The following is a 25,891-nucleotide window of genomic DNA, read 5'->3' on the forward strand; positions in this document are numbered from 1 at the left end:
ATTCGGGAATCATGTCGGAAAATGCTACAAGGAACATGGCTCGCACGAGCCAGCGAATCGGAAGGGCATCATGCGCCCAGGGCAGTGTAACGACCCTGATTCCTACGCCATTGGACATAAGCGCATTGAGTTACAGCGGCGCCTCGCATGATCCGTAAAGCGGGATCAGCGGGCGGTGTCCTTCGATAAGCCCAGCGTCCACGAAGATATCTATGCGCTAGTTTTTAATTTTGAATTAACAGGCAGCATTGAGTTCCCGTCTTGAAACAATTTAGCGTTGCTGTCCTTGTCGCGTCGTCCGACTGTTTTGTTACTGCAAAGCTTAACGTGCATTGTTTCTAGCTGCTGTTCTACTTCCTGTACTTATGCGCACCGCTGGCGAGGTATCATCCGCAGTTGCAAGGGGACGAAAACCGGGCCGCAGTTAAGCAACGACGACATTGTTTACATTGCCTCGCGCAAGGTTGTTGCCCTGCTGATAATACAATGTTGCCAATTTCATTCCCTGCGCCGGGATCATCTCGATGATCTCGTCGGCGGCAGCCTGCAAGGCAGCCAACGACGGCAATTCCTTCGGTGGAGCGAAGCTGTCAAGGCGCGGCAGGAACTGCTCGAAAGTCGACCGCAGCTCGACGATGATGGAGCGCATGAAAGCGTCGAACTCGTTGGGCTGTGTGAGGATTCGCGTGCCGTTGCTTTCGGGGATGGCGGTTACCGCCGATCCGTCGAGCGAGGCGTTCAAGCCCTCGAGAAAGATCCGGTAGTGCGGAAAATTCTTCTGGAGCAGTGCTTCGATAACCGCGCCCTCCGGCACTGCATATGGGTCCGCGACCAGGATGCAGGGCCGGACCCTGTCTTGCAGGTTCAGGTTCTCGACGAAATGGGCCAGCGACTTGCCGGTTCCGACAACATCGACAAGCAAGTTGCGGCCGCCAAGTCTCGTTCTAAAGTAAGCTTCGTATTCTTCCGACGCTTCGTAGCAAAGCGCGCGTGAAATCTGGATATATTCGGTCGTGGGCATTCCGCATCGCGCGAAATGCTTCGATGACAGAAGGCGGTCCCAGAGATTGCAGTCCCGGGACGCTGTCAGGATCTTGTCCGCACTAAAGTGATCCGCACACAGCTTGACCCAGAAGGCCCCCAGAATCATCAGCGGAATATTGATCGAGACCTGCGCCTTGAGCGCGTTGAGGATCTTCGGGTTACGATGGAAGGTCTTGAGTCTCGTTTCCCGAATAGCATGCGCGTAGGCGGACAAGCCGGTCGCATGCAGGATTTCCTCTGTCCTGTCCCACTTGGAAATGCTGACGAACGTCGGCTGTATGCCAAAGGTCGATGCGCCGACCACGTCCGCGTGCAGATTGTCGCCGAAGTGCGTACGAAGCTTATATGTCTCGATGATGCTGGGCCAGATCAGGCGCTGATGCTTGCCGTAGTTGCTGAGATACAGCTTGTTGTCGAGACCGCATTTCTCTCTCAGCACGCGCTCGACAAATGGGCGCGGCAAGTACATGTCCGATATGATGATGTCATCGGGATTTACGCGCGCGACGATCTCGCCAATCGGGAACAGCGTGTTCCACTCCTCCTCCAGCTCCATGGTCTGCAGGACCTTGGCCTGTCTGGCCGTCAGGAATGCTTCTTCGACGAGCAGATCATAGATGTCTTGCAGGCCGTAGGTTCGACGACCGAAGATGCCCATTTCGACCGTGTGGCGCCGCGCGGCAAAGCCTGCAACGCCCGATCGCGCTTCAACGGCGCGGAAAACCTCGAGCGGATCCGGATGGCGCCTTGCCACCAGCGTATCGAACAGATCGAAGCTCTGGATCTGTGCGTGATAATCCGATCCGTTCTCTTCCAATATGTGTGTTATCTCGGTCAGCTCGTAGTCGGCGCGCGGGCTGCGAAAGAAGCCGGCCAGCTGGATCTGATCATTGCCGAGCGGCTTCAGCTCCAGTTCGCATGTCGCCATGCCGTTCTGATCGAGAATTCTGACATGCTGACCATCGGTGTCCCAGAAGGATTCGTTCGGGTGCGAACAGCCGACGATAAAGCCGTTCCGATGAAAGGTGAACTTCTCGCTTATCGTTACCCCTGTCGGTTCGGCGCGGAACGTGAAGGTTCTGGACGTAAGCCATTCAACAGTGATCGGCGTCGTCTTCAGTGTGGCAACGGAAAGCATTCAAGGTATCCCATGGTGAGCTGCCGCATAGGCAGTGAAACTTGTGGTCAGGCTATTCCGAAGCTGCGCCGGTCCGCGGATTGACGGCACCGGCGCGACGACGTGCCTTAGCGAAGGACGTCGAACCGTTCTCTTGGGGTATCCTCTACCGACATCAGCTCGGTGCGGGGTGCGCGCGCCGGCACGTCGATATGGTCGGGCGCGAGACCGGCTTTGGCCCGTTCCGCCATCATTTCGTAGGCGTCTTCGAGATGCGCCGTGAAGCGGTCCGCGTCGAACAGCGGATACATGAAGCGGTTCGCTTCGAGCCGGGTCCGGTAACCCCGAACGGTTTCACGATCGTTGGCAAGTGCGACCGCCATATCCTCGTAGCCGGCGGTATCCGCCGCCACGAGTTCGGGGAGGCCCACCGCATTCAACAGGCTCTCGCTGACGCGCGAGGCAAAGTTGGTGCCCTTCTTGGTCAGGACCGGCAGCGCCGCCCAAAGCTCTTCGGACGATGTGGTGTGGCCGTTATAGGGCCAGGTGTCGAGCGCAAGATCGGCAGCTGCCAGACGGCTGATGTGGTCGGCGTATTTGGCACGCTCGCAGAAAATGACGCGAGCGGCTGCAATGCCGCGTTGACGGAAACGCAGCGAGAGATGGGCCTTGCTCTTCTCCGACGTGACCATCAGCCACAAGACGCTGTCAGGTGCACGCTTCAGAATGTTGCACCAGGCGTCGACGACGGTCGACGTGACCTTGCGGTTGGCGTTGAAGGAGGCAAAGACAAACTTGTCTTCCGGCAATCCCAGCTGGGTCCGCGTGACAGGGCTCGGAGCTGGTCTGTGAACGGGATCGTTCGGCTGGTAGGTGTCTGGCAGGCGCACGAATTTTTCGTGGTAGTGCTGCTTTGCGATCTCGGGCAGCACGTAGCGGTCACCGATGACATAGTCGACGTCCATGCAGACAGTACTGCCGGGGTAACCGAGCCAGGAAACCTGGATGGGTGCCGCGTCATGGTTGAGCACCTCATAGCGGCTGTCGGAGGTGGGGCCTTTGAGATCGACGAAGATGTCGATGCCGTCGCGCCGCATCAGCGCACCAATTTCGCTGTTCGACATTCCGCCGACTTCCACGACCCTGCCCCAGCGGGAGCGGTCGGCGGTGTTGCGAGCCAGCTGGTCGGCCGGTGTGTGGCAATAGAGTGTAATCTCGAACCGCTCGCGGTCATGCTGTTCCAGCACGCGCTGCAGAAGCTTCATCGTCGCGTGGCCGTCCCAGTAGTCGGAGGACAGGTAGCCGACGCGCAATTTCTTGGACCAGTTGTGGGCGCGAGCGTGGCGCGCTTTGGTCTGCTCTTCGGTGATCGGCGGCTTGCCCGCGACCGCAAGCTTGTTGAGCGCTTCGTCCTCGCACCATTGCAGATTGTAGAAGGCGCTCTCGTGCCGGAAGAACGCGAGATTGCCTTGCGCAACGAGCGTATCGATCATCGGCTGGTACTTGTCGGTCGCTTCGAAATCGCAGGTTTCACGGCTGATGATGAGATAGAGCAGGCGCAGTGCGACGATCTGCGGGAAGCGACTGAAGAGGGCGCGAATGAGCTCGTCGTTGCTTCGGTCGTGCGGGTCGTTGCTCAGGAGGAAGAGTGAAAGCTTCACATGCTCCGGATTGTCGCTCTCGGCGAGTACCTTTCTGAAGGGGCTGAGCAGGTCCATGCGCCCGCGCTTCAGATAGATCGACGTCAGGATGAATGCGATGTCGCGGTCTTGAGGGGTCTTGGTCATCAGCCGCAGCGCGAGAAGCAACGCTTCGTCTTCGTTCCCGCACTCGAAATGCAGCATCGCCGCACGGCGCACATGCTCGATACCGGCCTTGCCTTCGAGATTGCCCGCCAGCGCAAATGCCTTGGCCGCGTCTTCCTTCATCCCCAGCTGCAGAAGATTCTTCGCGATCAGGGCATAGGTCTTGGCGTCCTTCTGTTCGCTGAGGAGTACATTCAGCGTTTCCAGGGACTGCAGAAAACGACCGCCTTGGTAATCTTTCGATGCGGTGGCGAATGAGACTTTGCTGTTCAAGACGAACTCCGTGGAGAAAACCGTGGCAATGCTGCGCGCTGGCTTTCGTCGTTTGCCCGAGCCCTTTTGGAGACCGTTCAGCGCTGAACGCAGCTTCGCTCATGCCACATTGCCCGACGAACCTTGCATGAAACAGGTGGTTCGCAAGGGTGCAAGCTGCTGTTAACCATCGCACTGTTTCCGCTCGATATTTCGCCGCGGCGTTAAGTAGTTCGCAAGCATTGCCTGCGACATTCACCCTCACATGACGGGTTTGGTTCCAAGGAAAAACGGACCGAGGGGCATGAGGCTGTTCCGTCATCACCGGTATTCAAGTCCGGTAATGTCCTCCTTTTGTATCTAGTTTTGGGGACAACCATGACAAGCATTAACACCAACAACTCCGCAATGGCAGCTCTCCAGACGCTGCGGAATGTCAACAGCAACCTGTCCAAGACGCAGAACCACGTTTCGTCTGGTCTGCGCGTTGAAAAGGCTTCCGACAACGCTGCGTACTGGTCGATCGCAACCACGATGAAGTCCGACAACGGCGCTCTGTCTGCTGTTTCCGACGCTCTCGGCATGGGCGCTGCCAAGGTTGACACCGCTTACACCGCCGTCGACAGCTCGATCGACGTCGTCAACCAGATCAAGTCCAAGCTCGTAGCCGCTACCGAAGAAGGCGTCGACAAGGACAAGGTTCAGGACGAAATCACTCAGCTGCAGGACCAGCTGAAGAGCATTGCAAGCTCGGCTTCGTTCAACGGCCAGAACTGGGTCCAGAACACGATCGGCACCACGATGAGCGTTGTCTCCTCGTTCGTTCGTGACTCCTCTGGTGGTATCGCGGTCAACACGACGCAGTACGTTTCCACGGCAAGCGACCTGCTGCTCGACGACACCGGCACTGACGGTATCCTCGGTGCCTCGGGTGCTGCCTCGACCCAGTCGATCGTCGGCTTCTCCATCGGCAGCAGCACCACCAAGGGTGACATCGACAACCTGCTGACGGACGTCGAATCTGCGTTGAGCAGCATGACGGCTCTGGGCTCGAAGCTCGGCTCGATCTCGACCCGCATCGACCTGCAGTCGAACTTCGTTTCTTCGCTCAGCGACGCAATCGACACCGGCGTTGGCCGCCTCGTCGACGCCGACATGGAAGAAGAATCCTCCAAGCTCAGCGCCCTGCAGACGCAGCAGCAGCTGGCGATCCAGTCGCTCTCGATCGCTAACTCTTCTTCGCAGAACATCCTCTCGCTGTTCCGCTAAGACAGGCGCTAGTTCAAAACAAAGCTTTTTGCGGCCGGGTATCCCCCGGCCGCAAATGTTTTAACAAGCAGTTAATGTTTTCGCCGCTAACCCACGGATTTTTTTACAAATTTTCTTATCCAATTTAGTAATTCTTAACCATGTTGCGGTCATATGTCCTCATCGAAACGGTGAGTTGACCCGCAACAAACGAAGGCGGTCAACAGGCATGAAGCTGAGCGCCGTTCCCGGTCAAGATCCGGATGTCCCTGTCTACATATTGCCGAACAAGGGGCACTTTACATGACGAGCATTCTTACCAACAATTCCGCAATGGCAGCTCTCCAGACGCTGCGGAACGTCAACAGCAGCCTGTCCACGACGCAGAACCACGTTTCGTCTGGTCTGCGCGTTGAAAAGGCCAAGGACAATGCTGCCTACTGGTCGATCGCGACCACGATGAAGTCCGACAACGGCGCTCTGTCTGCTGTTTCCGACGCTCTCGGCATGGGCGCTGCCAAGGTTGACACCGCTTACACCGCTGTTCAGAGCGCTATCGACGTCGTCAGCGAAATCAAGTCCAAGCTCGTAGCCGCTACCGAAGAAGGCGTTGACAAGGACAAGGTCCAGGACGAAATCACTCAGCTGCAGGACCAGCTGAAGAGCATTGCAAGCTCGGCTTCGTTCAACGGCCAGAACTGGGTCCAGAACACGATCGGCACCACGATGAGCGTTGTCTCCTCGTTCGTTCGTGACTCCTCTGGTGGTATCGCGGTCAACACGACGCAGTACGTTTCCACGGCAAGCGACCTGCTGCTCGACGACACCGGCACTGACGGTATCCTCGGTGCTTCGGGCGCTGCTTCGACCAACTCGATCGTTGGCTTCACGATCGGCGCAAGCAGCACCAAGGGCGACATCGACAACCTCCTGACGGACGTTGAAACCGCTCTGACCAGCATGACGGCTCTGGGCTCGAAGCTCGGTTCGATCTCGACCCGCATCGACCTGCAGACCAACTTCGTTTCTTCGCTCAGCGACGCAATCGATTCGGGCGTTGGTCGCCTCGTCGACGCCGACATGGAAGAAGAATCCTCCAAGTTGAGCGCTCTGCAGACACAGCAGCAGCTGGCAGTCCAGTCGCTCTCGATCGCTAACTCTTCTTCGCAGAACATCCTCACGCTGTTCCGCTAATAGCAGGCGCCCCAGGCGTTCAGCAAAGACATCCGCCGGTTCGCCGGCGGTCAAAAAGAAAGCCGCTCTCGACCGAGGGCGGCTTTTTTATTTTGGCCGTTAACGCATCGTTAACCAAACTCATGTTTTCTGCCGTCAACGAAACGGTATGTTAACCAAGCTTAAGAAGCGGTTAGCAGGCATGACGCTGATGTCCGTTGCCGGTGGCGGTCCGGAATGTCCCTTTTATAAATTTGCCAACAAGGGGCGACTTTTTCATGACAAGCATTTTGACCAACGTGGCGGCAATGTCCGCACTCCAGACCCTGCGCAGCATCAGCGGCAGCCTAGAGGATACGCAGAACCGGGTTTCGTCCGGCTACCGCGTCGCAGAGGCCAAGGACAATGCTGCCTACTGGTCGATCGCGACCACAATGCGCTCTGACAACAAGGCCCTTTCGGCCGTCTCCGACGCGCTCGGCCTGGGTGCGGCCAAGGTCGACACAGCCTATTCGGCGATGGACAGCGCCATCGACATCGTCTCCGAGATCAAGGCGAAGCTTGTCGCCGCGACCGAGAACGGCGTCGACAAGACCAAGATCCAGGACGAAATCTCGCAGCTCCAGCAGCAGCTGTTGAGCGTTGCGCAGTCCGCGTCGTTCTCCGGCGAAAACTGGGTCGCCGGCAACACCACCAAGAGCGTCGTCTCCTCGTTCGTTCGTGACTCCAACGGCCAGGTCTCCGTGCAGACGACGCAGTACGTGCTGGACGACGCCTCGGACGGCAACGTGCTCTTCGGCGTGGACTCCACCGGCGGCATCGACACGTCCACCGGCATCATCGGAACGTCGACCGGAACGATCGGTTCTATCTTCGAGATGGATATCACCTCCTTCACTCCGGCTGATATCAACGATGCATTGACCGCTGTGGAAGGTGGCCTCAGCGCGCTCACCAAGGCGGCTTCCCAGCTCGGCTCGATCTCGACCCGCATCGACCTTCAGGAGAGCTTCGTCTCCAGCTTGAGCGACTCGATCGACTCCGGCGTGGGCCGCCTCGTCGACGCGGACATGGAAGAAGAATCGTCCAAGCTCACCGCTCTGCAGACCCAGCAGCAGCTGGCCATCCAGTCGCTCTCGATCGCGAACTCCAGCGCTCAGAACGTCCTTACCCTGTTCAAGGGCTAAGGCCGGCAAAACCACGCGCAGGCGCTTCCGGCGCTGCCCCGACCGTGAGAGAGCCGTATCCGCCGATACGGCTTTCTCTTTGTTTTTGAAACGAGATTTAAGGTTGCGCGAGGCTTGCGCGACAGTTTTGCGACCCTTGCACAACCAGCAGGCCTTGGTTACCTTCCCTTAACAATTGATTTGTTTCAGCGACAACCGGCCAAGAGCCGGGGCATGACGCCAAGTCGGTCGCTACCGGTAGTCCGGTCTGTCCCGTTCCCTACCTCAGAGCCCGAACATGACCTATAAAATCACGAGCGCCGCCCAGGTAAACGCCCTTGCTGCATTGCGTATCATCAACAAGGATGCCGCGACCGCGCAGCAGCAGGTCTCATCGGGCTATCGCGTGGAAACGGCAGCCGACAACGCGACCTATTGGTCCTTTGCGAGCGTGCTCCGTTCGGATAGCAGCTCGTTGACGAATATTCACGACGCGCTCGGCGTCGGCGCATCCAAGGTTGATACGGCCTATACGGCAATGGACAGCCTGATCGACCAGCTCGGCGATATAAGGGCGACGCTGGTGACCGCGCAGGAAAGCGGCGTGGACAAGGACAAGCTCAACACCTCGCTGACCGAGATGAAGACGCAGATCCAGACGACCGTGCAGACAACCAGCATCGCCGGCGAAAACTGGCTGTATAATCAGGATCCCACCCTGCCGACCTCGCGATCGGTGATCGGCGGGTTTACGCGCGGCGCGAACGGCGAATATCAGGCGCAGATGATCAGCTATCCGGCCACGCAGACAGTGATGGTCGATACCGTCGACCCGAGCCGTGGCCTGCTGACAAAGGCGACTGACGTGCTGAACGCCGACGGCACCTCCACGGGGCGCAGCTACTATCTGCTTGGCGCCGGTTCCGCGACTTCGACGGGCACCGAGATCAAGCTGGACAGCACGACGACGCCGGAAGAAATCGCTGACATGCTGTCGGCTGTCGATACGATGCTCTCCACGCTGACGACGACGGCTGCCGGTCTCGGCACGATGAGCGCCCGGATCAGCGATCGCATTGATTATACCGCGAACCTCTCTGACTTGATCGACAAGGGCGTCGGCTCTCTGGTCGATACGGATATGGACGAGGCATCGACCCGTCAGAAGGCCTTGGAGACGCAGCAGCAGATGGGTGTGCAGGCGATTTCCATTCTGAACACGGCGGCCAGCAAAGTTCTGATTCTGCTGCAGTGATTGCATGATGCGCTTGCCGCGCACCTTTCCGCCGGTGTGCTTCATTTTCGCACAAGTTTGACTTCCTAGGGTCGAACCATGAGGGCGTCGTGTGAAGCGGCGCCGGAAGAGTTGGCTGGTGCAAATTGAGGCAGGGCATGTTGCAGATGTCTGCAGATACGAGGTGGTTTCGGTGAGTGCGCAGCTTTCTCGTTATCTGAAAGACTTTGGCGAGCCCGTCGTGGTGGCGCCGGTTGTCGAAGCGAACGATTTTTCGGACGACTTCGGCGACTTTCCCGAGATGCCCGCCGCGCCGGTGGTCGATGTTGAGGCGGAGCGCCATGATGCACATGCGCAAGGCTATGCCGAGGCGACCGCCGCGCTGACGGAGAAATACGAGTCCGAAGCGCAGACGGTTGCGCTGGTGCACCAGCGTGAGATCGAGGAGCTTCGGGAGCGCTACGAAACCGAGCTTGCGGCGCATATCGCCGCCCGCATCGAGGCGATTTCCGCCGAGATGGCCGATCTCGTCAGCGCGACGGTGGCAAAGGCGCTCGCGCCCGTGATGACGGACGTTCTGTCGCAAAGGGCCGCCGTTGAACTCGCGGCAACACTGCGGCAGGCGCTGCAGGAGGGTGATGCCGGAACGATCACAGTGCGGGGACCGACCCACCTGTTCGATGTTCTGAAGAACCAGCTTGGCGAGAAGGCAGGCCTTCTGCGTCATCAAGAAACGGCCGATATCGATTTGACGGTTGAATTCGGCGACGCGGTGCTTGTGACCCGCATGTCTGCCTGGACGGCGAGCCTGAAGAAAGTTCTGGAATGAGTGACAGCGAGAACCATCACCACGGCAAGAACGAAATCATCATCGTCAAGCGACATGGTGGTGGCGATCACGATGGCGCTCACGGGGGTGCCTGGAAGATTGCGTACGCCGACTTCATGACGGCAATGATGGCCTTCTTCCTCGTCATGTGGCTGGTCAACGCCGCCAACGAGGAGACCAAGGCGTCCGTCGCGACCTATTTCAACCCGATCAAGCTCGCTGACGAGAAGCCGACGCAGAAGGGCCTGAAGAAGCCGGTCGATCAGGCCGACGGCGAAGAAAAGCAGGACAAGTCGAAGGAAAAGGAAGATCAGCCCAACAAGGGCGCCGCCGCGGCGACCGGGGAAGATCAGACCTCCACCTCGGGCGACCAGACGAACTATTCGGAAGCGGATTTCTTCGAGAACCCGTATTCGGTTCTGGCCGAGATTGCCCAGGAAGTCGGCCAGCAGGCCAACGTCAGCGCCAAGGGCGAGGGCGGTGCCGCCGATTCCGGACCGGCCACCGGCGCCGATGGTGGCGAGGCGTATCGCGATCCCTTCGATCCCGACTTCTGGACGAAGCAGGTTCAGGTATCCAGCGCAAACAAGCAGCAGCCGGCGGCAAGCGACACAGCAGCCGACACGCCTGTCGACAACACCGAATTCGCCAAGGCGGAGCTGCAGAAGCCGGATGAGTTGACCAAGGCGGAAAACCAGGACGCCAAGTCCGGTGAAGCCGCTGCAAAGGCGACTGCCGACAAGGCAAGCGACAAGGACGGCATCGAGAGCCAGCCCACGCCGGAAATCAAGAAGGTGATGGAAGAGAAGCAGGCCCAGGACCTGCAGAAGGAAATCGCCCAGCAGATCAGCGGTGTTGCCGGCAAACTCGCCGAAGGCCTCACGGTAACGCCTGCGGAGGGCGGGTTGCTGGTCAGCATTTCGGACCAGAACGACGATTCCATGTTCAACGTCGGCTCGGCCGTTCCGCGCAAGGAAATGGTTCTGGCCATGGAGAAGATCGGCGAGATCCTGAAGGGACGGCCGGGTACGGTCGTCATTCGCGGCCATACCGATGGACGCCAGTACAAGGGCGAGAACGGGAACTGGCGCCTGTCCATGGATCGCGCCCAAGCAGCCTATTACATGGTCGTGCACGGCGGCCTCGACGAGAAGCGTATCTCGCAGGTTTCAGGCTTTGCCGATCGCAAGCTCAAGGACAGCGCCGATCCCTTCAATGCGTCCAACCGGCGTATCGAAATCCTCGTCCAGGCGGATCAGGGGTAATTGATGGCTCGTCGGCAGCGTCGTGATCTTCTTCTTTTGCTGATCGGCCTCGCGGTGGCTGCGCCTGGCGCAGTCCGCGCCGAGGAGCAGGAAGACCTCGTTCCCTACAAGATGCTGCGGTCGCTGCAGTTCGTGCAGGATTCCGTCGTGCTCGGCGATCATTCGGCCGCCGAGATGCAGCGCTTCATGCTGGGCACAATCGACAAGCGCCTGCGGTCGGTCGATCCATCGGTTTTCGATGATGATCGCAACGTTGATGCTGCCTTGATTTACGCAATGAGCGGCGGCAATCCGCAGACGCTCGAATATCTCGTCTCGCGCGACGTGAACGGCTATTTCGACAACCGCGTGACTGACGTGCTGCGTAAGTACCTGAGCGGCAAGGGCTTGCTGGTTGCCAAGACGCTGGTCGATACCGCCAATGAATACAAGGACAAGAAGATCGGTCCTTATCTTGCGCTGGTCGGCGGCAACGTGACCATCGCCAAGAGCCCTGCCGAAGCGCTGAAACTCTACGATCAGGCTCGCCTCAACGCGCCGGGAACCATTGTAGAAGAGGCGGCGTTGCGCCGCTCCGTGGCCATCTGCGTGGATGCGGGCATGCTCGACAAGGGCCTGGAATATTCCCAGCGCTATGTCCGGCGCTTCCTGCACTCGCCTTATGCCAGCCAGTTCGCGGATCTTTTCGTGAAACTGCTGGTCGAGCATGACCACGAGGTCAAGCCGGATGACGTCGTCGACATCCTGTCGTTCATGGACGAACCCCGGCAGCGGGAAATCTATCTCAGGATCGCACGCGCGGCTGCAATTGCCGGCAAGGGCAAGCTCGCCCAGATGGCCGCGGGCAAGGCGCAATCGCTTTCCGGCGATTCCGGTAATGCCTTCGGCGCCCTGGCCGACTTCTATGGCGGAATGGCTGGAATTCCGACGGACAAGATCGACAGCGCGGCCAAGAGCATCAGCACGATTCCGGACGCTGACCTGTCGCCACGCGATAAGGCCTTACGGGCTGCCGCCAAGGCTGTGGCGGACCAGGTTCTTCGCGAACCGGACTCTGCAAGCCTGACGCAAGCCTCGACCCCTAAATCTAGTGACCAAGAAATTACTTCTGAGCAGGCTGCCGCAAATAATGCGGCGGAGGAGGGGATGGTACCCAATACCACGCCCGAGCCTGCTGTCGGAGCCGAGGCGCAAGTACCGGTAGCCGATGCGGGGGGGCAACAGGATGCTGACCCTTCATTTAGTTCGTTTGTCACGTCGAGCCGATCGAAGTTGGATGAGATCGATGGCCTGTTGAACAAAGAAAGCTATTGATGATGGATATTAACGTTTCAGCGGGCGCGCCTGCTACGGATGCTGTCGCAGTTGCAAAGTCCGGTCGTCAAGCAGGTAAGGGCGATGCAAGCGGCAATGGGGGATTTGCCGACGTCCTGAACAAGGCCAACGGCTCTAACCGCCAGGGTGCTGGCGATCAGTCGGATGGCGCGGCAACGAGCGCAAGCACCGCTGCGCCGACCGCCCCCCACAAGACGACCGCGAAACCGATCGTGGATGTCAGCGATGCCTCCCTGGTAGCCCAGGTTGAAGCAGACGTAAGCGCCACTGACGAGGTCATCCAGAAAACGGCTGATGTCGACCTCAAGAACGTCCGCAAGAAGATCAGCGGCAAGACGTCGGATGCCGACGCCGACAAGGTTGACGATGAACTGGCGGCTCATGCCACCAAGAACCAGAAGCCGGCGAAGACAGACAAGACGGAGACGACAGCGGACGTCGCCAGTGACGGCACGGCCGCCTCCGATGTGCTGAGCCTTCTCAAGCAGGCGCCTGTCGACACCTCTTCGGCTGCCGCCGCGGCGGCAGCCCTGGCAGCGCAGAAACAGGTGGGTAACGCGGATCCAGATCCCAAGGACAAGTCCTCCGGCAACGTCAAATCGACGAACGATGCGGTGTCCGACGTAGCGAGCGCTCTGACAGCGCGGAGCACGGCCGAAACGGACGTCGAGATGCCGGCCACCGAGGCGACCGACAGCAGCAACGGCCAAACATTCAGGCTGACCCGTGCCGATGGCCGCAGCGTCTCGATGGACGTTCACCTGGGCAACGACAAGGACACGACGGCGAGCGGAAAGGCAGACGTCGAGTCGGTGACCATTCTCGATTCCCGTCGCTATATCGGCCTCGCGCAGAACACCAACTCCGCAGCCGTCACCGCCGCCATTTCAGGGGACTCTGAGTGGGCGCATGCGATGCAGGCAAGTTCGGCGCTGTCGAACGCTGCCGAGTGGACGAGCACCGGCAAGGTGGTCAACACGCTCAAGATCCAGATGAACCCGATCGACCTCGGCCTGGTGACCGCCACGATGCGTCTCCAGGGCGATGCGCTCAACGTCGATCTCAAGGTGGAGACAGGGGCGGCCTACAGGCAGCTCAAGGAAGACCACAGCAAGATCCTCGAGTCTCTGCGAAGCCAGGGCTATACGGTCGACAACATCACGATCAGCATGGCTCCGGTCGCCACGTCGGACACGAGCAGCCAGACGAACACGCAGGGGCAGTCGCAGCAGCAGGCCTTCGCCCAGAACCAGGGCGGCGAGGCGCGCGAACGTCAGAACCAATCGGGACAGCGAAACGCTGGAGGCTTCAATGTTGAAACCGGTGTTGAGAGCGCTTCTTCTGGGAACGCTGGTAGCAGCAGCACAGGCGACGTTTACCTCTAGCGCGCAGGCCGCTGACGGCGCGTGTGAACAGGAGATCCAGTCGGCCGCGCTGAAATACGGAATCCCCGAAGGCATCCTCTATTCCGTCGGATTGACGGAGACGGGGCGGAAGGGATCGCTCTACCCCTACGCGCTGAACATCGAGGGCAAGCCGGTCTTCCCGCCGTCCGAGCGGGATGCCTTGCGGCAGTTCGATGTCGCCCGTCATGCCGGCGCGAAGCTCATCGATATCGGCTGCATGCAGATCAACCAGTACTACCACGGTGAGAATTTCCGCTCGCCGGAGGAGATGTTTGACCCGCGCCGGAACGTGGAATACGCCGCGAAATTCCTGCGCAATCTGCACGACCGCCACGAAACGTGGACGATGGCCGTCGCCCGATATCATGCCGGTCCGAACAACGACCCGGCACAGAAGCAATATGTTTGCAGAGTCATTGCGAATCTGGTCGCGACCGGGTACGGCAAGTGGACTCCCAATGCGAGCAATTTTTGCCGCGGCTGACTCAATCAAAAAGAGCAAAAATAGAACAAAACAGAAATGTGTCATATTGTGGCAGGAATCTGTCTCAATGTGGCAAGGCAAGTCACGATTTATATTTCGTTAACTTTTCCACGAAATAATTGTGTGCATAATTCCGAGGACCCACTAGATGTAGGTCAAATCGGGACCCAATTCTTAATCAATTATTAATTTCTGCCTGTAAGTTCCTACAGCTTGTCCCAGAATCGTGCGATTCGTACCCATAGATCATCGATGTGCCACAAGTGATTCGGAGGCGGACGAATGATCGTAGTGGTTGATGAGCGTGAGCTCGTGAAGGATGGTTACACTTCATTATTTGGTCGGGAAGGCATCCCTTCAACGGGGTTCGATCCTGGCGAATTCGGGGAATGGGTTCAGACTGCGGCGGATGCGGATATCGCAGCTGTCGAAGCGTTCCTGATTGGACAGGGGCAGCAGGCATACGAGCTGCCGCGCGCGATCCGTGATCGCACGCAGGCTCCAGTGATTGCGGTCAGCGACCAGCCCTCCCTGGAAAACACCCTTGCACTTTTTGATTGTGGCGTCGACGATGTCGTCCGCAAGCCGGTGCATCCGCGCGAAATTCTGGCGCGTGCAGCCGCTATCCGGCGCCGCCTCAAGGCAATTTCCAGCCACACGGACATCGGCGCGATCCGCGTCTTCTCCGACGGCCGCGATCCAGAAATCAACGGAGAGGTCTTCGCGCTTCCCCGTCGTGAGCGTCGCATCCTGGAATACTTGATTGCAAACCGTGGTCGTCGCGTCACGAAGACGCAGATCTTCAACGCGATCTACGGGATCTTCGACGAAGAAGTCGAAGAAAACGTCGTTGAAAGCCACATCTCCAAGCTGCGCAAGAAGCTGCGCAAGAAGCTTGGCGTCGATCCGGTGGATTCGAAGCGGTTCCTCGGCTATTGCATTGATTGGGAATAGTTTTTTCAGATGGGCCTGATGGGCTCGGCTTGCCTGGAATTGCTTTCGGCAGATGCGCCAACTCCATACAGCTTCACGCAAGGCCCACCAAATACTCTCAAGCCTACTAAGGGAATCGAGGTTTTCAGATGAGCATTTTTGGCAGCATGAAGACGGCCGTGTCCGGTATGAGCGCTCAGGCGAACCGGCTCAGCACCGTCGCGGACAACATCGCGAACGTGAACACGACCGGCTACAAGGCAGTCTCGACTGCTTTCTCCTCGCTGGTCCTGCCTTCCACGTCCGGTAACTACAATTCTGGTGGCGTTCAGACCTCGGTTCGCCAGGCTGTTTCCGAGCAGGGCGACATCTCCTACACGACGTCGAACTACAATCTGGCGATCTCCGGCGACGGCTTCTTCATCGTCCAGGGCGGCGACGGCGTTCCGGTTCTGACCCGCGCAGGTGACTTCTCCGTCGACTCGAGCGGCAACCTGGTCAACAGCGCCGGCTTCACGCTGATGGGTTACTCCTACAGCGCGGGTACTCCCGCTGTTGTCGTCAACGGCTTCGATGGCCTCGTTCCGATCAATGTCGCGCAGTCCGGTTTGACCGCTGTTGCGTCCACCTCGGCTTACTTCACCGGTAACCTGAACTCGAACGCGACGGTCGTCTCGGATCCGACCACGCTGCCGAGCGCCAACGACGCGACGACCTTGACCAGCGACACCAAGAAGATGTCGCTCGTGGCATACGACAAGGTCGGCAATACGGTTCAGTACGACTACTACTACACCAAGACCGGTGTCACCACCGACGCCAGCGGCGCCGTCACGGGCAGCACCTGGGAAGTCGCGGTTTACCGCAAGGATGATGCGACGACCGGCGGCACGACCTCGTTCCCATACGCCGATCCGCCAGGCGCAGTCAGCGTTGCCACGCTGAACTTCGACGCCAGCGGTCAGCTCACCAGCTCGACGGGTACCGACATCGTCGATCCGGTCACGGCACAGACGATCACGATGGACTACTCCGGCTTTACGCAGCTGGCATCCGATTTCGCCGCAACAGGCGCATCGGACGGCCAGGCGGCAAGCACGGTCAACTCCGTCAGCATCGGCAAGGACGGCACCGTCACGGTTTCCTATTCGAACGGCACCACGAAGTCGCTCTATCAGATCCCGCTCGCAAACGTCGCCAGCCCGGACAACCTGACCCTGCTCAGCGGCAACGTCTACAGCGCCAACGGCGCGTCCGGCGTGACCGTTACCGGCTTCCCGCAGAGCAACGGCCTTGGCTACATCCAGTCGGGTGCGCTTGAGAGCTCGAACGTCGACCTCGCTGGCGAACTGACCGAGATGATTGAATCACAGCGCAGCTACACGGCTAATTCCAAGGTGTTCCAGACTGGTTCTGACATCATGGATGTCCTCGTGAATCTGAAGAGATAACAAGGGAATACCGTAGTCCATGTCGCTTTCATCCGCACTCAACAGCGTACAGAGCATATTCAACAATACCGGCATTCAGAGCAGTGTCGTATCGACGAATATCTCGAACTCCGGGAACTCGGACTATGTGCGCCGTCAGGCGTCGGTCACGACATCGCTGAACGGCGCGCAGGTCGTCAAGATCGACCGGGCCCAGGAAGATGCGCTGCTGAAGCAGTATCTGAAGAGCAACTCTCAGGACACCGCGCAGCAGACCTTGCTGAGCGGTCTCGAAGACCTGAAGTCGCTGATGGGCGGCAACGACTACGAAACGTCCCCTGCAACCTACCTTTCGGCATTTCGGGACGCGCTGCAGACTTTCAGCGCGTCTCCGAGCAGCACGACCGCCGCGCAGGCCGCGGTCACCGCTGCCACCGACGTCGCCAATTCGCTGAACAACGCTTCGGCCTCCGTTCAGAAGATCCGCGCCGACGCTGACAGCCAGATCGCGACCGATGTTGCTTCGCTGAACAGCTTGCTGGCGCAGTTCCAGACGGCCAACGACGCGGTCAAGCAGGCGACAGCGACGGGTACGGATACTTCCGCTGCGCTCGACGAGCGCGACAAGGTCCTGAAGCAGATTTCCTCCATCATCGGCGTTAACGCGGTCACCCGCGACAACAACGACATGGCGCTCTACACAACGGACGGAACGACCCTTTTCGAAACGACGGCGCGCAGCGTCACGTTCCAGTCCACCAATACGTATGTGGCGGGGATGTCCGGCAACGCCGTCTACATCGACGGCGTGGCGCTGAAGGCCGGCGACGGCTCAAGCACCACAGCGCAGGGCAGCATCCAGGCTGAACTCCAGATCCGCGACGAAATTGCGCCGACCTTCCAGTCGCAGCTCGACGAAATTGCGAAGACCCTCGTTTCGATGTTCTCCGAGACGGATGGCACGACGACCGCGCCTGGCCTCTTCGTCTGGACGACGTCGACGGGCGCAGTCGGCGGAACACCGACGACCGGCAACGTGATCGACGGCATCTCGGCCACCATTTCGGTGAACACGAGCGTCATCACGAGCCAGGGCGGCGACCCGATGAAGCTCCGCGATGGATCGATCAGCGGCCTGACCAATCTGAATACGGACGGCAGCAGCGGCTTCTCTTCGAACCTCGATGCGCTCTACTCCGCACTCGGAACCGCTCAGAGCTTCTCGTCCGACGCGGGCATTTCGTCGAACGTCAACCTCATGACCTACGCGACGAACTCGATCGGCTGGCTTGAGCAGTATCGCAGCGACGCGACGACCGCTTCGGAAAACACCTCCGCCGCGCTGTCCCGCTCGAACGAAGCTTATTCCAACGAAACGGGCGTCAACCTCGACGAAGAACTGACGCTGCTGCTCGACATCGAGCAGTCCTACAAAGCTGCCACGAAGATACTGAACGCCATCGACGAGATGTTGAAGTCGTTGCTGGATATAGCGAGTTAAGCCATGAAGAGCTCATTCATTTCTAGTTCGGCAATTCAGAATGCCATGCGGTTGACGATCCGTCAGTCGCAGCAGCAGCTGGTCACGTCCTCCCTGGAGGCAACGACTGGCGTTTATGCCGACATTGGTGTCTCGCTGGGCTCCGGCGCCGCAAAGAGCGTCAACTTTACAAGCGAAATCAGCCGTATTGCCGCGCTGAAAAGCAGCAACTCGGTCGTTAACATGCGCCTGGAATCCTCCCAGCTCGGCCTCACGAGCATGAAGGACGCCGGTGACGCGCTGGTCTCCAAGCTGACGGCGCTGCAGGGCAGTCAGGACGCAACCAGCATTACCGTTGCGATCCAGTCGGCGAACGATGCATTGTCTTCGTTGATGGATACCGCCAATACGATGGTCAACGGCGAATACCTGTTTGCCGGCGTCAACACGGATGTCCAGCCGCTGACGAACAAGTCGGCGGCCGCATCCAGCGATATCACGACGGCGCTGACCAGCTATGCCACCGGACTTGGAAAGACCGTTGACCAGCTGACCGGCACGGAGATGGACGACTTCATCACCAATACCGTCGAGCCGATGTTCTCCGAGGCCAACTGGACCGATCCGACGAACGGCTGGTCGAGCGCTTCGAGCCAGGACATGACGAGCCGCATCAGCAGCTCCGAGGTCATTACGTCATCGACCAACGCCAACTCCGAGGGCATGCGCTACTTCGCGATGGCGTCCGTGATGACATCGGCCTTGTTCAGCATGAACCTCGGTGCGGACGCACTCAGCTCGGTCACCTCGAAGGCGATCGGTTACGCTGCGCAGGCGACGAGCGGCATCGTCACGCAGGCCAGCCAGCTCGGTCTGTCGCAGGAGCGCGTCGAGAAGGCAAACGATGCCCTCGATGCACAGTCGAACATCATCCAGAACAAGCTCGTCGATCTTCAGGGCGTGGATACCTCCGAAGCATCGACACTCGTCAACACGCTCCAGACGCAGCTGGAGACCGCCTACACGATCGTATCGAAAATCCAGCAGTTGAGCCTCGTGAATTACCTTTGATGATCAAAGGGCTTAGTACAAAGAAGGATGCATGAATGTATCAGTTCTCTTACGCCGAGGTCATGCAGGACTCGGTGGCCGATGCGAAGGAGCGGGAACGTCAGGTTCTCGACCGGTCGATCGAGCTACTGTCCGTTGCGCGGGACAGAGGGAAATATAGTCGGGAGGCGATCGATGCATTGTTCTACACCCGCCGAATTTGGGTGAGCTTTATCGAGGACCTCAAGCATCCCGACAACCAGCTTGAAGTACAGCTGCGTGCCAATCTCATCTCCATCGCCATCTGGATTTTGAAAGAGTGCGATCGGATCAGGCGGCGGCTATCGACGAATTACCAAGGCATTATTGACGTTACCACCATCATCAGGGATGGACTTAAATGAAAAGTACACTTCGAATCTCTCTTAAGGCCGGGGAAAAGATCTTCATCAATGGTGCTGTTCTGCGCGTTGACCGCAAGGTCGCGCTGGAATTCCTGAATGATGTAACGTTCCTTCTTGAAAACCATGTTCTCCAGCCTGAGGACGCCACCACGCCTCTGCGCCAGCTCTACTTCATCGCGCAGATGATCCTCATCAATCCTGAGGGCAAGGAACAGTCGACGGCGATGTTCCGCAAGTCGGTGACGATGCTCTTGACCTGCTTCAGGAACGAGGAAGTTCTTGCCGAGCTGAAGCGCATCGACGGTCTCGTCTCGACCGGCCGCGCCTTTGATGCCCTCAAGGCGATCCGCGGGCTCTATGCCATCGAGGATAACATCCTGAACAACCACGAAATGCCGACGACCATGGTCGAGCAGATTCGCAAGGAGATCGCACCATGGCGGTAGACGCAACAGGCTCGGCCACATCGACGACCTCCACGACATCGACCGCCGCAAAGTCTGCAACGCTCAACTACGACAACTTCCTGCAGCTGCTCATCGCCCAGATGAAGAACCAGGATCCGACGGATCCGGTCGATGCCAGCGAGCAGATGTCGCAGCTGGCAAGCTTCTCCCAGGTGGAGCAGACGATCCAGACGAACACCAAGCTGGACAGCCTGCTGGCAAGCTCAAGCCTGACGCAGGGCAGCAGCTACATCGGGAAATACATGACCAGCGCCGACGGCACAGTCAAAGGCACGATCGCTTCGGTCAAGGTTTATTCCGACGGCATCGTTGCTACGACGACGGATGGGGGTAATATCCTCGTGCAGGCGGGAATCACTCTGTCTGATTCCGCACCGGCAGACACGTCCACGTCGAGCTGAGCTGCAAACGACTGAACACAACGGTCCGGCCCGCATGGGGACGGACCGAAAGGCGATATGAGGTTGCCTGAGTATGAATGAAGCTGATGCACTCGATCTGTTCCAGGCGGCGATCTGGACGGTACTTGTTTCTGCCGGCCCCGCCGTTGCCGCGGCAATGATCGTGGGCCTTGTCATCGCGCTGATCCAGGCGCTGACGCAGGTGCAGGAAGCGACGCTCACCTTCGTTCCCAAGATCGTTGCCGTGCTGGTCACCATCGGCATCTCCGCACCGTTCGTCGGATCGCAGATTTCGATCTTCACGAACCTGGTGTTTTCGCGCATTCAATCCGGCTTCTGAGCCACCTTCGCGCAAGCTTCGCCATTTAACTCTCGATCCGAATTGGTGGGCATCATGCCCGCACCTCTCATGAAGAGACGGAATCGAAATGGCGCAACCTCCTGCACTTCCCCTCCCGAAAGCCGGACCTAGCCTCCGCGATATCGGATTTGCCCTCGGCATCATCCTGATTATCTGCGTGCTCTTCCTGCCGATCCCGCCGTTCTTGATCGATATGGGCCTGGCCTTCTCGATCGCGTTCTCGGTGCTGATCCTGATGGTCTCGCTCTGGATCCAGAAGCCTCTCGATTTCTCGTCATTTCCGACCATCCTGCTGATCGCGACCATGACGCGATTGTCGCTGAACATTGCGACGACGCGCGTCATCCTTTCGCACGGCAACGAAGGACATAACGCCGCTGGCGGCGTGATCGCGGGCTTTGCAAGCCTCGTCATGTCCGGCGACTTCGTCATCGGTCTGATCGTCTTCCTGATCCTGATCACGATCAACTTCATCGTCATCACCAAGGGTGCGACACGTATCGCGGAAGTCGGTGCGCGCTTCACCCTCGACGCCATCCCCGGCAAGCAGATGTCGATCGACGCTGACCTCTCGGCCGGCATCATCGACGAGAAGGAAGCCCAGCGCCGCCGTAAGGAACTCGAGGAAGAAAGCTCCTTCTTCGGTGCCATGGACGGTGCGTCCAAGTTCGTGCGAGGCGATGCGATCGCCGGCCTGCTGATCACCTGCATCAACGTCTTCGGCGGCATCATCATCGGCTACTTCCGCCATGGCATGCCGATCGGCGAAGCAGCCGACGTTTTCGTCAAGCTCTCCGTCGGCGACGGCCTCGTCTCGCAGATGCCGGCCCTTATCGTGTCGCTCGCAGCCGGTCTTCTCGTGTCGCGCGGCGGCAACACCGGTTCGACCGACAAGGCTGTTGTCGATCAGCTGAGCGGCTATCCGCGCGCTCTGTCGGTCTCGGCCGTCCTCATGGTTATCCTAGGCCTGATGCCCGGCCTGCCGTTCCTGCCTTTCATGGTCCTTGGCGGTCTGCTCGCCTTCGGTAGCTGGTTCATCCCGCGCCAGGCCGAAGCTGAAAACAAGGCGCGCCGCGAACAGGAAGAAAAGAGCGTCGTCCAGAACAAGGAGCTGGAAAAGGACTCCGTCAAGTCGGTGCTGCGCACCTCCGAGATCGAACTCGCGCTCGGCAAGATGGTCTCCACCCGCCTGCTCGGCGCTCACCAGGAACTCGCCTTCCGTGTCGGCAAGATGCGCAAGAAGTTCGCGACGCAGTACGGCTTCGTCGTTCCCGAGATCAAGGTCACCGACGACATCGCGATTTCCGAAAAATCCTACCAGATCCGGATTCACGGCACGACGGTTGCCTCGAACGCGCTGCGTGTCGGCGAAGTGCTTGTCGTGACCGGCTCCGGCCGCAAGCCGCGGATCCCGGGCGACGAGATTCGCGAACCCGCATTCGGCATGCCTGCCGTGTCGGTGCTCGAGGCATTTACCGAGGATCTCAAGCGCGAAGGCTTCCAGCCGATCGACAACGTCTCGGTCGTCCTGACGCATATGAGCGAAGTCATTCGCAACAACCTGCCGGCGCTGCTCTCGTATAAGGACGTCAAGGTTCTGATCGATCGGCTCGATCCTGAGTACAAGAAGCTTGCGGACGAAATCTGCTCCTCGCATATGTCCTATTCCGGCCTGCAGGCGGTCTTGAAGCTGCTGCTTGCCGAGCGCGTCTCGATCCGCAACCTGCATCTCATTCTCGAAGCCGTCGCCGAACTGGCGCCGCATGTGCGCAAGACCGAACAGATCGTCGAGCACGTTCGCGTGCGCATGGCTCAGCAGCTTTGCGGCGACCTTGCGGATAACGGTGTGCTGCGCGTCCTGCGACTCGGCAGCAAGTGGGATCTCGCCTTCCACCAGGCGCTGAAGCGCGACAACAAGGGCGAAGTGGTCGAATTCGACATCGATCCGCGGCTCTTGGAAGAATTCAGCGAAGAGGCGACAACAGTTATCCGTGAATTCATGGACCGCGGACTGCCTTTCGCCCTTGTCACGTCGCCGGAAACACGATCCTATGTGCGCATGATCATCGAACGGCTGTTCGCAACGCTTCCCGTCCTTTCGCATGTGGAGCTCGCCAAGGGCATCGAGATAAAGATTCTGGGCTCTATTTCATGATAACTGACCCGCAAGGGACCGTGCTGGCGCTTTTCCTGGTTTTCTGCAGGATCGGCGGCTGCATCCTGGCGATGCCTGGCTTTTCGTCGGCTCGCGTTCCCATGATCTTGCGGGTTTTCATCGGTGCGGCTCTCTCGCTTGCGATCATGCCGGTGCTCTGGGATACGGTCTATCCTGCCGTTCACACCTCGAGCGCCACCTACATCGGCTTCATCTTCAGCGAAGCGCTGATCGGTGTGATGTTCGGCATGCTTGCCCGCCTCTATACGCTCGGTCTGCAATTTGCGGCCAGCATCATGGGCATGATGGTTGGTTATACCCAGCCGAGCGCCGGCGACATTTTCGAAGATACGGCAGAAAGCGCGCTTTCCGGCTTCGTCACCTTCGCAGGCATGATGATCCTGTTCATGATGGATTTCCATCACATCGTCTTTCGGGCGTTGATCGATTCGTACACATCGATGCCCTTCGGCGGCCTCATCCAGATGCGCGCTACGCTGATATCGTTCACGGATACGCTGTCGTCCACGACCTTCATCATGTTGCGGCTCTGCAGCCCGTTCCTGATCTACGGCCTGTTGTTCAACATCGCCATCGGCTTCATCAACAAGCTGGCGCCGCAGATTCCTGTCTACTTCATCTCGACGCCGTACCTGCTCATGGGCGGTCTGTTCCTGTTCTATTTCTCCGTGGCGGCGCTGATCAGCCAATTCGGCCAGTCGTTCGCCAGCGTCTTTGTCGGCAGGTAGGGGCCATGGCGGAAAAAACACGCTCGCAAAAACTCAAGCGCCTAGTCGCGGTACAGCGTCATCTCGAACAGATGGCGGAGTATGATCTTGCCGAAACCAGCCGCCAGCGCGCTGAGGTCAATAACCAGATTGACAACGTCGTCCTGGCGCTTGGCTCGATGGATCCCGTGCACCATGCATTCTCCCAGAGTTATGCGGATCGGTTCAACCGGCTGGGAATCAAGGACAAGCAGCTGAACGGCATGCAGGAGGTGCACGAGATGCGCGTCCGGCAGGAGCGTGCCAAGGGCGACCGCCTCGAGGACAACATGCGCGAGGCGGTCGACGGCGAACGGCGAGAGTCCGACGACAACGCGGTATATGATCTCATCGATCAAAAATTCGGTACACCAGCCTCCAGCAAGCTTCAAAAATCATAATCGTCACGATCTTAAATCAAGAGGATTGTGACTTGGCTATTTCACCTCCGAGTGATCTGGTCCTGGATGTTGTCAAAGCTGCCGACCCGCTTGAGGTCCAGGCGGCCCAGGAAAAACTGAAGGCGAACCAGGCGGCGTTTGCGGCCAACAGCCTTGCCGAAGCAGGCAATGGCTTTACGTCGGCGGTCGACGTGCTCGATCGCGCGACGGGCAAGACCGGTCTCGGCGACACCAAGAACCGCGCCAAGACGGAAGAAATTCCGCAGACCTATCGCAAGTTCGAAGCGATGGTCCTGCAGAACTTCATCAAGAACATGCTGCCCAGCGACAGCGAAGACGTCTACGGCAAAGGCGCCACCGGAGATATCTGGAAGGGCATGATGGCCGAGCAGCTCGGCAACGAGATCTCCAAGGGCGAAGGCATCGGCGTCGCCAAGCAGCTTTATCACGACGCGCTGAAGAAGCAGGAAGGCCGGGTCGTCAACGCCTCCGCCGACCAGAACGATCGCAGTGTTGCGCTCAGCATGGTCGACGAATTCCAGCGCAAGACTTTCGGTACACCCACTGCGGACAACAAGTCCGCCAACGACGCCTAAGAAAATCGAGGAAAAGACATGGAAATAATCTCGAACGAATACCGCATCAAATCGGTTCTTGGACGCCTGGAAATGATCATCGAGAACGAGAATACGCGCATCGGCAACGATCCGCAGTTCGATCTCAAGGTATCGAATGCACACAAGAGCCGTTGCCTTTACGAGCTCTCGATGCTGTTCCGCGATACCGATCCCAAGGAATTGGCCGCTTCGCATCTCGACCAGTTGCACGGCCTGAAGAAGAAACTCGTGCTGAATGCGCGCCGCGTCGAGGCTCATCTGGAAGCCGTGCGCACTGTTGCCGACCTGCTGAAGAATGCTGTCCAGGACGCGGATGCCGACGGCACCTACTCGCAAGAGCAATTCGTAGCGCGTGATGCCTGATGATTAAGCTTGTTCTCACAGGTGTCTGGGTCTGCGCGGTTACGCTGGCATCGGTCTATTTTTCGGTGCACCTGGCGACGGCCCCTGCGCCGGCGCCGGATGAGTCCAAGCAGAGCCAGCTTGAGCTTGTGAAGGGCGAGAGTATCACCGTTCCCATCGTTCATGACGGTGCGGTTTCGGGCTACTTCCTGGGAAAAGTCTCGTTCATGATCAACAAGGATCTGGTCAAGAACGCTTCGCTGCCGCTGACCGAAATGACCACCGATGAGCTGTTCACGCTGCTCGTCGGCAACAAGATGGTCGACGTTGCGAACATGAAGGCGTTTGATCCGCAGGCCTTCCGCGACATGATCAAGAAGGACCTGAACCAGCATCTCGGCGGCGAATATATCGAGCAGGTGATGCTGGAGCAGCTCGACTATCTTTCGAAGGAAGACGTCAAGGCCAGTGAAACGGGCCAGCAGAAGAAGACCGGCAAGCCGGTCAACGTCGTTGCTCCCCAGGCGGTCAAGGATCCCGCCACGGAATAGTGGCAATGGCTTTTCCCATGAACGGCGCCTCTGGCGCCGTTTTGCGTTTCTGCCTTCTCTTGCATGGTTAACACTTCCTTGAATAACGCCAGCGAATTCAATGGGTTTTCCTAAAGGTTGTTTGAATTTCCGTTGCTATAAGCTCCCTTGATGGGCTGACGTGTGCGCTTCTGG

At 58.8% G+C, this 25,891-nt stretch carries 25 protein-coding genes; 23 read left to right on the top strand and 2 right to left on the bottom strand.

The annotated features are described in order from the left end of the window. Positions 1–424 precede the first annotated feature (424 nt). On the bottom strand, positions 425–2,182 hold the full coding sequence (locus tag A6U87_RS01725; RefSeq protein WP_065689507.1) for a hypothetical protein: 1,758 nt from the start codon (positions 2,180–2,182) through the stop codon (positions 425–427). A gap of 107 nt (positions 2,183–2,289) precedes the next feature. Then, a complete protein-coding gene (locus A6U87_RS01730) occupies positions 2,290–4,239 on the bottom strand; it encodes a glycosyl transferase (protein ID WP_065689508.1) in 1,950 nt (649 codons plus the stop codon). A 357-nt stretch (positions 4,240–4,596) separates the two neighbouring features. Between A6U87_RS01730 and A6U87_RS01735 the strand changes: the two genes are divergently transcribed. The 23 genes from A6U87_RS01735 to A6U87_RS01845 all read left to right on the top strand — a co-directional run bounded on the left by A6U87_RS01735 (position 4,597) and on the right by A6U87_RS01845 (position 25,717). Then, complete coding sequence (locus A6U87_RS01735) at positions 4,597–5,487, top strand: flagellin (RefSeq protein ID WP_065689509.1); 891 nt, start codon at positions 4,597–4,599, stop codon at positions 5,485–5,487. A 282-nt stretch (positions 5,488–5,769) separates the two neighbouring features. Further along, positions 5,770–6,660, top strand: coding sequence for a flagellin (locus tag A6U87_RS01740; protein ID WP_065689510.1), 891 nt, complete (start codon positions 5,770–5,772; stop codon positions 6,658–6,660). Between the two features lie 257 nt (positions 6,661–6,917). Further along, a complete protein-coding gene (locus A6U87_RS01745; RefSeq protein WP_065689511.1) occupies positions 6,918–7,826 on the top strand; it encodes a flagellin in 909 nt (302 codons plus the stop codon). Between the two features lie 277 nt (positions 7,827–8,103). Continuing rightward, positions 8,104–9,060 (top strand): flagellin, encoded by a 957-nt coding sequence (locus A6U87_RS01750; RefSeq protein WP_065689512.1) that lies wholly within the window; start codon positions 8,104–8,106, stop codon positions 9,058–9,060. Between the two features lie 172 nt (positions 9,061–9,232). After that, positions 9,233–9,868, top strand: coding sequence for a hypothetical protein (locus A6U87_RS01755; RefSeq protein ID WP_065690211.1), 636 nt, complete (start codon positions 9,233–9,235; stop codon positions 9,866–9,868). Further along, the gene (locus A6U87_RS01760) at positions 9,865–11,133 is read left to right on the top strand and encodes a MotB family protein (protein ID WP_065689513.1); all 1,269 of its coding nucleotides are present in this window, start codon (positions 9,865–9,867) and stop codon (positions 11,131–11,133) included. The genes A6U87_RS01755 and A6U87_RS01760 overlap by 4 nt, the downstream gene beginning before the upstream one ends. Before the next feature lie 3 nt (positions 11,134–11,136). After that, the gene (gene motC, locus A6U87_RS01765; protein ID WP_065689514.1) at positions 11,137–12,447 is read left to right on the top strand and encodes a chemotaxis protein MotC; all 1,311 of its coding nucleotides are present in this window, start codon (positions 11,137–11,139) and stop codon (positions 12,445–12,447) included. Next, complete coding sequence (locus A6U87_RS01770) at positions 12,447–13,853, top strand: flagellar hook-length control protein FliK (protein WP_065689515.1); 1,407 nt, start codon at positions 12,447–12,449, stop codon at positions 13,851–13,853. Before motC ends, A6U87_RS01770 begins: the two co-directional genes overlap by 1 nt. After that, positions 13,780–14,358, top strand: coding sequence for a transglycosylase SLT domain-containing protein (locus A6U87_RS01775; RefSeq protein ID WP_198928650.1), 579 nt, complete (start codon positions 13,780–13,782; stop codon positions 14,356–14,358). Before A6U87_RS01770 ends, A6U87_RS01775 begins: the two co-directional genes overlap by 74 nt. 282 nt (positions 14,359–14,640) lie before the next feature. After that, positions 14,641–15,312: a transcriptional activator Rem gene (locus A6U87_RS01780; RefSeq protein WP_065689517.1), complete on the top strand. Its 672-nt coding sequence runs from the start codon at positions 14,641–14,643 to the stop codon at positions 15,310–15,312. A gap of 128 nt (positions 15,313–15,440) precedes the next feature. Next, positions 15,441–16,742 (top strand): flagellar hook protein FlgE, encoded by a 1,302-nt coding sequence (locus A6U87_RS01785; protein ID WP_065689518.1) that lies wholly within the window; start codon positions 15,441–15,443, stop codon positions 16,740–16,742. 19 nt (positions 16,743–16,761) lie between these two features. Beyond that, positions 16,762–18,222 carry a flagellar hook-associated protein FlgK gene (gene flgK, locus A6U87_RS01790; RefSeq protein ID WP_065689519.1) on the top strand — a complete coding sequence of 487 codons (1,461 nt, stop codon included), beginning with the start codon at positions 16,762–16,764 and terminating at the stop codon, positions 18,220–18,222. Positions 18,223–18,225: 3 nt separating this feature from the next. Next, positions 18,226–19,272: a flagellar hook-associated family protein gene (locus tag A6U87_RS01795; RefSeq protein ID WP_065689520.1), complete on the top strand. Its 1,047-nt coding sequence runs from the start codon at positions 18,226–18,228 to the stop codon at positions 19,270–19,272. 35 nt (positions 19,273–19,307) lie between these two features. Continuing rightward, positions 19,308–19,655 (top strand): flagellar biosynthesis regulator FlaF, encoded by a 348-nt coding sequence (flaF, locus tag A6U87_RS01800; protein WP_065689521.1) that lies wholly within the window; start codon positions 19,308–19,310, stop codon positions 19,653–19,655. Beyond that, a complete protein-coding gene (flbT, locus tag A6U87_RS01805; protein WP_065689522.1) occupies positions 19,652–20,101 on the top strand; it encodes a flagellar biosynthesis repressor FlbT in 450 nt (149 codons plus the stop codon). The genes flaF and flbT overlap by 4 nt, the downstream gene beginning before the upstream one ends. Further along, positions 20,092–20,523, top strand: coding sequence for a flagellar hook assembly protein FlgD (gene flgD, locus A6U87_RS01810; RefSeq protein ID WP_065689523.1), 432 nt, complete (start codon positions 20,092–20,094; stop codon positions 20,521–20,523). Before flbT ends, flgD begins: the two co-directional genes overlap by 10 nt. A 73-nt stretch (positions 20,524–20,596) precedes the next feature. Then, the gene (gene fliQ / locus A6U87_RS01815) at positions 20,597–20,863 is read left to right on the top strand and encodes a flagellar biosynthesis protein FliQ (protein ID WP_065689524.1); all 267 of its coding nucleotides are present in this window, start codon (positions 20,597–20,599) and stop codon (positions 20,861–20,863) included. Between the two features lie 88 nt (positions 20,864–20,951). Next, entirely contained in the window at positions 20,952–23,039 is a 2,088-nt protein-coding gene (flhA, locus tag A6U87_RS01820) for a flagellar biosynthesis protein FlhA (RefSeq protein ID WP_065689525.1), read from the top strand. Continuing rightward, a complete protein-coding gene (locus A6U87_RS01825; protein WP_065689526.1) occupies positions 23,036–23,788 on the top strand; it encodes a flagellar biosynthetic protein FliR in 753 nt (250 codons plus the stop codon). Before flhA ends, A6U87_RS01825 begins: the two co-directional genes overlap by 4 nt. A gap of 5 nt (positions 23,789–23,793) precedes the next feature. Continuing rightward, positions 23,794–24,207: a hypothetical protein gene (locus A6U87_RS01830; protein WP_065689527.1), complete on the top strand. Its 414-nt coding sequence runs from the start codon at positions 23,794–23,796 to the stop codon at positions 24,205–24,207. Positions 24,208–24,239: 32 nt separating this feature from the next. After that, positions 24,240–24,803, top strand: coding sequence for a rod-binding protein (locus A6U87_RS01835; protein ID WP_065689528.1), 564 nt, complete (start codon positions 24,240–24,242; stop codon positions 24,801–24,803). Between the two features lie 18 nt (positions 24,804–24,821). Beyond that, positions 24,822–25,187 carry a hypothetical protein gene (locus A6U87_RS01840; RefSeq protein ID WP_065689529.1) on the top strand — a complete coding sequence of 122 codons (366 nt, stop codon included), beginning with the start codon at positions 24,822–24,824 and terminating at the stop codon, positions 25,185–25,187. Then, positions 25,187–25,717, top strand: coding sequence for a hypothetical protein (locus tag A6U87_RS01845; protein ID WP_065689530.1), 531 nt, complete (start codon positions 25,187–25,189; stop codon positions 25,715–25,717). The genes A6U87_RS01840 and A6U87_RS01845 overlap by 1 nt, the downstream gene beginning before the upstream one ends. Positions 25,718–25,891: the final 174 nt, after the last annotated feature.

This window comes from Rhizobium sp. AC44/96 (genome assembly GCF_001692185.1).
GTDB lineage: Bacteria > Pseudomonadota > Alphaproteobacteria > Rhizobiales > Rhizobiaceae > Rhizobium.

Bases quoted from the DNA above. Each gene is read 5' to 3' on its own strand.
- A6U87_RS01725 (WP_065689507.1), bottom strand. From the start codon at position 2,182: ATGCTTTCCGTTGCCACACTGAAGACGACGCCGATCACTGTTGAATGG.
- A6U87_RS01735 (WP_065689509.1), top strand. From the start codon at position 4,597: ATGACAAGCATTAACACCAACAACTCCGCAATGGCAGCTCTCCAGACG.
- A6U87_RS01740 (WP_065689510.1), top strand. From the start codon at position 5,770: ATGACGAGCATTCTTACCAACAATTCCGCAATGGCAGCTCTCCAGACG.
- A6U87_RS01745 (WP_065689511.1), top strand. From the start codon at position 6,918: ATGACAAGCATTTTGACCAACGTGGCGGCAATGTCCGCACTCCAGACC.
- A6U87_RS01750 (WP_065689512.1), top strand. From the start codon at position 8,104: ATGACCTATAAAATCACGAGCGCCGCCCAGGTAAACGCCCTTGCTGCA.
- A6U87_RS01760 (WP_065689513.1), top strand. From the start codon at position 9,865: ATGAGTGACAGCGAGAACCATCACCACGGCAAGAACGAAATCATCATC.
- motC (WP_065689514.1), top strand. From the start codon at position 11,137: ATGGCTCGTCGGCAGCGTCGTGATCTTCTTCTTTTGCTGATCGGCCTC.
- A6U87_RS01770 (WP_065689515.1), top strand. From the start codon at position 12,447: ATGATGGATATTAACGTTTCAGCGGGCGCGCCTGCTACGGATGCTGTC.
- A6U87_RS01775 (WP_198928650.1), top strand. From the start codon at position 13,780: ATGTTGAAACCGGTGTTGAGAGCGCTTCTTCTGGGAACGCTGGTAGCA.
- A6U87_RS01780 (WP_065689517.1), top strand. From the start codon at position 14,641: ATGATCGTAGTGGTTGATGAGCGTGAGCTCGTGAAGGATGGTTACACT.
- A6U87_RS01785 (WP_065689518.1), top strand. From the start codon at position 15,441: ATGAGCATTTTTGGCAGCATGAAGACGGCCGTGTCCGGTATGAGCGCT.
- flgK (WP_065689519.1), top strand. From the start codon at position 16,762: ATGTCGCTTTCATCCGCACTCAACAGCGTACAGAGCATATTCAACAAT.
- A6U87_RS01795 (WP_065689520.1), top strand. From the start codon at position 18,226: ATGAAGAGCTCATTCATTTCTAGTTCGGCAATTCAGAATGCCATGCGG.
- flaF (WP_065689521.1), top strand. From the start codon at position 19,308: ATGTATCAGTTCTCTTACGCCGAGGTCATGCAGGACTCGGTGGCCGAT.
- flbT (WP_065689522.1), top strand. From the start codon at position 19,652: ATGAAAAGTACACTTCGAATCTCTCTTAAGGCCGGGGAAAAGATCTTC.
- flgD (WP_065689523.1), top strand. From the start codon at position 20,092: ATGGCGGTAGACGCAACAGGCTCGGCCACATCGACGACCTCCACGACA.
- fliQ (WP_065689524.1), top strand. From the start codon at position 20,597: ATGAATGAAGCTGATGCACTCGATCTGTTCCAGGCGGCGATCTGGACG.
- flhA (WP_065689525.1), top strand. From the start codon at position 20,952: ATGGCGCAACCTCCTGCACTTCCCCTCCCGAAAGCCGGACCTAGCCTC.
- A6U87_RS01825 (WP_065689526.1), top strand. From the start codon at position 23,036: ATGATAACTGACCCGCAAGGGACCGTGCTGGCGCTTTTCCTGGTTTTC.
- A6U87_RS01830 (WP_065689527.1), top strand. From the start codon at position 23,794: ATGGCGGAAAAAACACGCTCGCAAAAACTCAAGCGCCTAGTCGCGGTA.
- A6U87_RS01840 (WP_065689529.1), top strand. From the start codon at position 24,822: ATGGAAATAATCTCGAACGAATACCGCATCAAATCGGTTCTTGGACGC.
- A6U87_RS01845 (WP_065689530.1), top strand. From the start codon at position 25,187: ATGATTAAGCTTGTTCTCACAGGTGTCTGGGTCTGCGCGGTTACGCTG.